Origin of the sequence: Nocardia carnea (assembly GCF_029868325.1) — a bacterium.
Lineage (GTDB): Bacteria > Actinomycetota > Actinomycetes > Mycobacteriales > Mycobacteriaceae > Nocardia > Nocardia carnea_C.
The window spans coordinates 20,270-28,206 of record NZ_JARWNW010000087.1 but is presented as its reverse complement, the minus strand read 5'-3'; the positions used below and the strand labels follow the sequence as shown (position 1 = coordinate 28,206).

Genomic DNA, 7,937 nt, shown 5'->3' with positions numbered 1-7,937 from the left:
ATATCTGGTGGGATCCGGCTCTCGAAGAACAGATCGCACAGGCCGGTGCCGCCGGACGGATCAGCTCCTACCAGGTCTGTGACTGGCTGAACCCGATGACCGCCGATCCGCTGCTGTCGCGCGGCATGATGGGCGACGGTGCCACCACTGCCGTCGGCGCCACCGCCGCCGACCTCATCACTGGAACCGCCCGCGCAGGCGCTCAGCAGAACGGGCAGCGCCACCAGCGTGGCGAACAGCCGGCGGCGCCCCGCCGGGCGACCGGTACGCGACATCATGGACCTTTCCGCGCCGAATCCGCGCCGAGCTCGTGCGGATCCGCGGCCACCGGGGCGGATCACAGTGTGAACAACCAGGCGATGACCACCAGCACCAGCAGCGCGGCCAGTGCCAGCTGTACTCGCGAGCGCGGCATCAGCCCACCTCGCTTCCGGTCTCGCGGTCTCCGTCGGTGTCGTCGCGCCCCAGGGCCCCGGCGGCCAGGCGTACGGCCCGGTCGATGAGATAGGCGATACCGAAACTGATCGGCACCATACCCACCAGCACCACGAGGAACTGCGGGATGAACGGCAACCCCGCCACCCACAGTTCGAACCCGTCCCACCAGCCGGCAATACGCTCCACGGCGACCAGCGTAGAACACCGGGTTCCGGCCCCTGCCCACCTGGCATGGCCCGGCCCGCGTACCGGCACCGCGAGCCTTGACCTCGAGTGCGCTCGAGGTTGCAGGCTGAAGTCATGACTCAGGCCACCGAGGTATGGAACTCCGCCTACGACAACGACACCGCGCCGTGGATCATCGGCGAACCGCAACCCGCGATCCTCGCCCTGGAACGCGCCGGCCGGATCCGCGGCCGGATACTCGACCCGGGGACCGGTACGGGTGAACACACCATCGCACTGACCGCCGCCGGCTACGACATCCTCGGTGTCGACCTCTCTCCCAGCGCCGTCGCCTACGCGCGGCGCAATGCCGCGGCCAAGGGAGTACCCACCGCCCGGTTCGAGGTGACCGATATGGTCGCGCTCGCCGATTCGGCGGACAACCCGCTCGGTACCTTCGACACCATCGTCGACAGCGCCCTGTTCCACGTATTCATGGACAACGACGAGGCCCGCGCCGCATACGTGCGCGCTCTGCACCGGCTGTGCGAGCCCGGCGGCTATGTGCACATCCTGGCGCTCTCCGATGCGGAGCCGGGTTTCGGTCCGCGTATCGGGGCCGACCTCATCCGCGATTCCTTCGCCGGGCCGGGCTGGGAGCTCGAGGATCTGCAGCCGGATCACTACTACGGGCGGGTCACCGAATCCAATGCCGGGCAGCTCGGTGACCTGACGGTCGACGCCGCGGGCAAGGTGAAAGTCGTGGCCTGGCTCGCCCGGATCCGGCGCACCGGGTAACCGATGGTGGCGGCTCGGGCCTCGGCAACACATCATGGGTGGTATGCCGAGTCCCGAGCACGCAGCACCGGCGAGCGGACTGCCGGGCACCCACCCGGCGGCGCCGCGTCGCGAGGACAACTTCCCGGCCATCGACGATTACGCATTCCTGTCCGACTGCGAAACCACCTGCCTGATCGCCGGCAACGGCTCGGTGGAGTGGATGTGCATACCCCGCCCCGATTCACCGAGTGTGTTCGGTGCCCTGCTGGATCGCAGCGCCGGCCATTTCCGGCTGGGACCGTACGGGCATTCGGTTCCCGCGGCCCGCCGCTATCTACCGGGCGGCATGATCCTGGAAACCACCTGGCAGACCGCGACCGGCTGGCTGATCGTGCGCGACGCACTGGTTCTGGGTCCGTGGCACAGCACCGAGCAGCGCAGCCGTACGCACCGGCGCACCCCGACCGACTGGGATGCCGGGCATATGCTGCTGCGCACGGTCAAATGCGTGAACGGCACCGTCGAACTCGAACTGAGCTGCGAACCGTCGTTCGACTACCACCGGGAAATGGCCACCTGGGAGTACACCGGCAAGGTGTACGAGGAGGCGACCGCGGTCTGCGCCGCAGATCCGACCGCCGGGCCGAGTCTGGTCCTCACCACCGATCTGCGCCTGGGCCTGCAGGGCCGCGAAGCCCGCGCCCGCACCCGGATGACCGAGGGCGACTGCGCCTATGTCGCGCTCACCTGGTCCGAACTGCCCGCCCCACGCACATTCGACGAAGCCGCCGAAACGATGTGGACCACGATCGAATGCTGGCGGCAATGGATAACCCTCGGCGATTTCCCCGACCACCCCTGGCGCCGCTACCTGCAGCGCAGCGCACTCACCCTGAAGGGTCTCACCTACGCCCCGACCGGCGCGCTGATGGCGGCGGGCACCACTTCGCTACCGGAAACACCCGGCGGGGAACGTAACTGGGACTACCGCTATTCCTGGGTGCGCGATTCCAGTTTCGCCCTCTGGGGCCTCTATACCCTCGGCCTGGACCGCGAAGCCGACGATTTCTTCGCCTTCCTGCACGACGCCACCACCGGACCCGACGGCGAACCGGTCCCGCTGCAGGTTCTCTACGGAATCGGTGGCGAACGCCATATCCCCGAATCGACCCTCGATCACCTCTCCGGCTACGGTCACGCCACACCGGTGCGCATCGGCAACGGCGCATACGACCAGAAACAGCACGATATCTGGGGCACCATGCTGGACGCGGTGTACCTGCACGTGAAATCGCGCAAACACGTTCCGGAAACGCTGTGGCCCATGCTGAAACGCCAGGTCGACGCCGCCATCGCGAACTGGCGCGAACCCGACCGCGGCCTGTGGGAAGTACGCGGCGAACCACAGCATTTCACCTCTTCCAAGGTGATGTGCTGGGTCGCACTGGACCGCGGCGCGCGCCTGGCCGAACTGCACGGCCAGATGCGGATCGCCCGGAAATGGCATGAGATCGCGGCGGAGATCCGGGCCGATGTCCTGGCCAACGGGGTGGATGACCGCGGCCGGTTCACCCAGGTCTACGGCGGTTCCACACTGGACGCCTCGCTACTGCTCGTGGTGCTGACCCGGTTCCTCCCCGCCGACGACCCGCGGGTCCGCGCCACCGTTCTGGGAATCGCCGACGAGCTCACCGAGAACGGGCTGGTCCTGCGCTACCGCACCGAATCCACCGACGACGGGATGTCGGGCGCCGAAGGCACCTTCACCATCTGTTCGTTCTGGCTGGTATCAGCGCTGGTGGAGATCGGTGAGATCGACCGTGCCCGGGTGCTGTGCGAACGACTGCTCGCCCATGCCAGCCCGCTCAAGCTCTACGCCGAGGAGATCGACCCCTACACCGGCCGCCAGCTCGGCAATTTCCCGCAGGCCTTCACCCATCTCGCCCTGATCAACGCGGTCACCCACCTGATCCGGGCCGAAGGAGCGGAAGCGGCCGGTACGTTCCGGCCCGCGCACGACCGGACCGGAGGCACTCCGTGGCGCAGCCGCCCCCGCGATATCGGCGGGATACGCTGACGCTCGCCGTCAGGCGGCGGCGATACTGTCCGCCTGCTGCCGCAGATCGCGCAACTTACCCATATCGGTATCGAGCCGGGCGAGCCGTTCCGCACCCCGATCGCCGTATTGCGCGCCGGCCTCCTCGGCCACCCGCAACGCCTCGTCCGCCGCACGCAACGCATCGGTGGCGATATCGGTGAAATGGTCCCGCAGCACCCGCTGCACCTCACGCAGCCGGGTCCGCGACTCCTTACCGACCTGGAAGACCACATCGTCCATCAGTCGCGAGACCGCCGCTTTCGCCTCGGCCTGCCGGCGCAACCGGCGCGCCCGGCGGTCCTCCCACAGGGCGTGCAGGCCGAGCAGGATGCCCGCCCCGGCCGAATACCAGTTCACCAGCGACATCCCCAGCAAGCTGGTGGCCAGGCCGACCATCAGGATGCCACCGTAGGATCCGCGCAGCGCGGACAGGAACTGTTCGGGAACACCTGCTTTCGCGCTCTGCAGCGGTTCCAGCGGTGCGACGTCGGCCAGCAGATCCGAGGCGTACCGCGGGCGGATATCGGGTAGCTCCGGGCGGCGGTGCTCGGCGGGAAAACGCGCCGCGACCTGTTCGCCGAGCTCCTCGGCGCGGTAGTTCGCGGTCTCGAAATTCTCGGCGATCGCCTCGGCGATCCGGCCCTCCAATTCGGTGCCGAACCGCTTCCATCGGGTGGCCGGATCTATACCGGAGATCTCGGTTTCGGCCTCCCGCATCAGGCCCCGCAGCCGGTGCCGCAGATCGTGCTCGATATCGGCCATCAGTTCGGTACTGCCGTCGGCCAGCGTGACCTGCCAGGTCGCGGTGCGCTGCCGCAACTGGTCCGCCTGATCCCGGGCGGTGGCCAGTTGCTGGGTCACATGGGCGCGGCGCCGCGGATCGCGCAGCGCGTCGGCCTCGGTGCGCAACACCACACCGAGATGGTCGCCCACGAGCTGGATATCGCGGACCGCGGATTTCACTGCCATCGCATCGGCATGTGCCACCACATAGTCGCGCAGATGCTCGATCAACTGCGGGACCCCGGATTCGATCGCTCGCTGCTGATTACCGGCCCGCTGCGCCTGATGGTGCAGTTGCGCCGACACCGGCGCCACCGCAAAGCCCAGCCCGGCCTCGTCGAGCAGCTCCCGGTTGAGTTCCTGCACCTGCGCCCAATGCGGATTACGGTCGATCTTGTTGAGCACACAGATCACCGTGGGGCAGATCTGCCCGATCCGCCGCAGATGCGCAATCTGATCCCGGTTGTAGGCGGTATCGGCATCGCTCACATACAGCACCGCATCGGCGGCCGCGATCATCGACCAGGTGGTGCTGTCCTGCACCGCGGCACCCGGTGCATCCATCAGCACGATGCCCTCGGCCAGCAGCGGGCTGGGATGGGTGAAATCGGCGCGGATCACACCCGTAGCCGACAGCGCCGGGCCCGGGTTCAGCGGGTCCACGGGCTGGCGCCGGACCCGGCCGCCGCCCTCCCGCCGGACCAGGGTGGCCGTGGCTTCGGGGCCGTACTCCACAATCGACGGCACACTGATCGGGCTGTCGGTCGCACTGACCGGCGCTGCGGCCAATGCGTTCACCAGGGTGCTCATCCCGCTCTTCGGCGGACCGACCACCACCAGCCGCACCCGCGTATCGGCGACCCGGGCGCGGACCATACCGAGCCGGCCCCGGAGATCGTTGCGGCTGGCGGTGCGGGAAACATCCCGCAACTCGTCGATGATCTGGATGAGCGGGGCCATCACATCCGGATTCTTCACCGTGGCGGCCTGCGGTCCGGCTACGGCAGACAAGCCCTGCTCCTTCGTCTCGGTCACAACACGTCCTGCGGCCACGATCGGCCGTTTCACCCCCGCCCACCCGACCGGATCGAATCCGGGATCGGCCGTGAACCGTCAGAAATATACCCAGAAGGCGGGGTCGGGAACCTGGTCTTCGGCCACTGTCACGGTATGCGGCATGAATCCCGCCGACAGATCACCGGTCAGCTCGCCACCGGCGAACCCCAGCACCGTGTGATCGGTGTAGGGCGTGGCGGTGGCGACCCCGTGCACATCGTACGGAACGACCGCGGCACCGTGCTCGGCGATCGGCTTGACCTGTGGCGCGGGCAACGGAGTCGGCATCGGTTGCGGCACCGTCGGCAGCTGCGCGTCGGGCATGCTCGGCTGCTGCACATCGGGCACGCTCGGCTGCTGGGCGGGCATGCTGACCGTCGGTACTTGCGGCTGCTCCACCGTCGGTACCTGCGGCGCAGACTGATCCGCGGTCGGGATCTGCTGAGTGGGCAGATCGACCGTCGACGGAGTGGTGCCCGAGGGCTGATCCCCGGCGCTCGGCGTGCCGGTGCCCCCACCGGCGGGTTCGGTGGTGCTACCGGTGTCACCGGTGGAAGAGCCCGGCGCGGTGGTGGTCACCCCGCCGGATTCGCCGGTGGTCGACGCCCCCTCGGTGGCGGTGCTCGACCCCCCGGAACTGCTCGTCGGTGAGGAGCCGCCGGTCTCGGTGGTCTCGGTGAGTTCCGAGGGGGTGGTCGAGCCGTCCGGCGCGGTGGTGCTGCCCTGCGGGGAGGTCGTGATGCCCGGCAGCAATGTCGCACTGCCGCCGACCGAGGTGGTACTGCCGTCGGTGGTGGTGCCGCCCGGACCGGTAGTCGTCGAGCCGTCCGGGCCGGTGGTCGTGGTATCCGGTGTCGTGGTGACACTGTCGGAGGTCGTCACGGGCGCGCTGGTGGTCGGCAGCACCGTGGTGGAATCACCCGGCAGCGTCGGCTCGGTGGGCAGTTCCGGTGGCACCGGCTGCGGCAGCCGGTGGAAGAGATCCGGCAGCTGGGCCGCCGGCGCGGTCAACGGCGAGGGCCCCGCCGGCGGCTGGAAAACATGCGCGACCGGGCTGGTCGCCACATCGGGCTGCACCGTCGTCTGCAACGGGGTCGCCGCGACCGGCTGTACCGCGGGAGCCACGGCCGCCGGCGCGACCGGCGGTGGCGGAACCGGCGCCGCCACCACCGGAGCAGGTGCCGCCGGCGCCATCGGAGCGACCGCCACCGGTGCGGGAGGCGCCACCGGGGCGGCGGCCATCGGCGCGGGGGCACTCGGCAGCGGGGCCGGAGCGGCGGCCGGTGCCACCGACATCCCGGAGGTCGCCGGGCCGGCGGTGCCCGCCGGTACCGCCGCGTTCTGCGCCGAGGCCGCACCCGTTCCGGTACCGGTGCTGCCGCCCACCGCGATCGCGGCATCGTCGCCCTGCCTCACCGCATCCGCGTCTGCCGGACGGCCGGGTTCCGGAACCCCCGGCTGCCCGGCACCGGACGCCGATTCCGCGGCCCCGGCCTGCATCCAGCCGGTGTACTGATCGAGCTGATCGTCGAGGGAGAAGGCGTCCTCGGCCGTGATCCCGAAATCCCAGTCGCTGTCGACCCGGATACCGCCGGGACCCACCGAGATATCGACGTCCATATCCGATTCGACCTGCACCGACCCGCCGGCACCGCCGAGCGCGAGCCCGGCGAACCCACTTCCGCCGGCATCCACGGAGAACTCGAACCAGGCGCCGTCGTCACCGGAACCGCCGCCCCCCGCGATCGTCCGCGCGCCGCCCGCCATATCGGAGAAGCCGAAATCCCAGTCGGAGGGGCCGGAATCGGAGGTCTGTGCCACCGACTTCGGCTGACCGGCCGGATTCAGGCCGAACCCGGGCAGATCGAAGATATCGGTCTGGAAAGCATCACCGGGTGCCGGCAGCTCGAAACCACCGGGCGCACCCGGACCTTCGTTCCCCGCACCGGGAAAATTCCCGCCCAGCCCCGGAATATCGCCACCCAAGCCGGGAATACCGTCGAACCCCGGGAATCCCCCGGGGGCATCCGGAGGGCCGAACTCCGGCAGACCAGGGATATTCGACTCGGGCACACCCGTTCCCGGTGCCCCGGGAACGTAATCGGACCCGGGAAACTCGCCGTCCGGACCGCCGGGAATCAGCTCCAATCCCGGGACCTGGTCCATGTAGGGCGCGCTGTAGGAGTCCAGGTCCTCGAAGCCGAACTCGCCCGGACGACCGACCTGGATATCGAAGGTTCCGTGCGGCAACGGCATCGTGACGCTCGCATCACCCGGTGAACCGAACGGCATATCCTGCGGCGCAATCGGTTCCGGGTCCGGGAAGGTGACCACAGGGCTGGGCACATCGGGATCCGGATCGACGTTGTGGGCCCACCCGGCATTGCGGCTGTCCAGTTCCCCGGGTGACGCCGGGACCCCGCCGCCGTTGGCGGCAATCAGCGCGCCACCGGTCACATATGCGCCGCCGCGGGCAACTCGCGCGGTGGCGCTGGCAATACGATAGGCGGCGTCACCGCCCCGTCCGGCGACCTCTTCTTCGTCGTCGAACGGCAGATCACTCGCCATTGGCATAACTCCACTCTCGCGTGCACCGGCGACCGCACCGCCGTCGATC

5 protein-coding genes and 1 pseudogene are annotated in these 7,937 nt (G+C 69.2%); 2 read left to right on the top strand and 4 right to left on the bottom strand.

Annotated elements, in window-relative coordinates:
- Together QH196_RS05280 and QH196_RS05275 are read right to left on the bottom strand one after the other, a co-directional pair.
- Positions 1–278: pseudogene (locus QH196_RS05280) on the bottom strand (hypothetical protein); the annotation flags it as partial.
- 136 nt (positions 279–414) lie between these two features.
- Positions 415–624 (bottom strand): hypothetical protein, encoded by a 210-nt coding sequence (locus tag QH196_RS05275; RefSeq protein WP_033244739.1) that lies wholly within the window; start codon positions 622–624, stop codon positions 415–417.
- A gap of 114 nt (positions 625–738) precedes the next feature.
- Here QH196_RS05275 and QH196_RS05270 point away from each other — a divergent pair, with 114 nt between their 5' ends.
- Both QH196_RS05270 and QH196_RS05265 read left to right on the top strand, forming a co-directional pair.
- Positions 739–1,401, top strand: a complete 663-nt coding sequence (locus QH196_RS05270) for a class I SAM-dependent methyltransferase (protein ID WP_280414608.1) — start codon at positions 739–741, stop codon at positions 1,399–1,401.
- A gap of 43 nt (positions 1,402–1,444) precedes the next feature.
- Positions 1,445–3,460: a glycoside hydrolase family 15 protein gene (locus QH196_RS05265; protein ID WP_280414607.1), complete on the top strand. Its 2,016-nt coding sequence runs from the start codon at positions 1,445–1,447 to the stop codon at positions 3,458–3,460.
- Between the two features lie 9 nt (positions 3,461–3,469).
- On the opposite strand, the gene QH196_RS05260 is transcribed toward QH196_RS05265, so the two are convergent.
- Positions 3,470–5,299, bottom strand: coding sequence for a hypothetical protein (locus QH196_RS05260; protein WP_348538047.1), 1,830 nt, complete (start codon positions 5,297–5,299; stop codon positions 3,470–3,472).
- Positions 5,300–5,377: 78 nt separating this feature from the next.
- Positions 5,378–7,894 (bottom strand): hypothetical protein, encoded by a 2,517-nt coding sequence (locus QH196_RS05255; protein ID WP_280414606.1) that lies wholly within the window; start codon positions 7,892–7,894, stop codon positions 5,378–5,380.
- Positions 7,895–7,937: the final 43 nt, after the last annotated feature.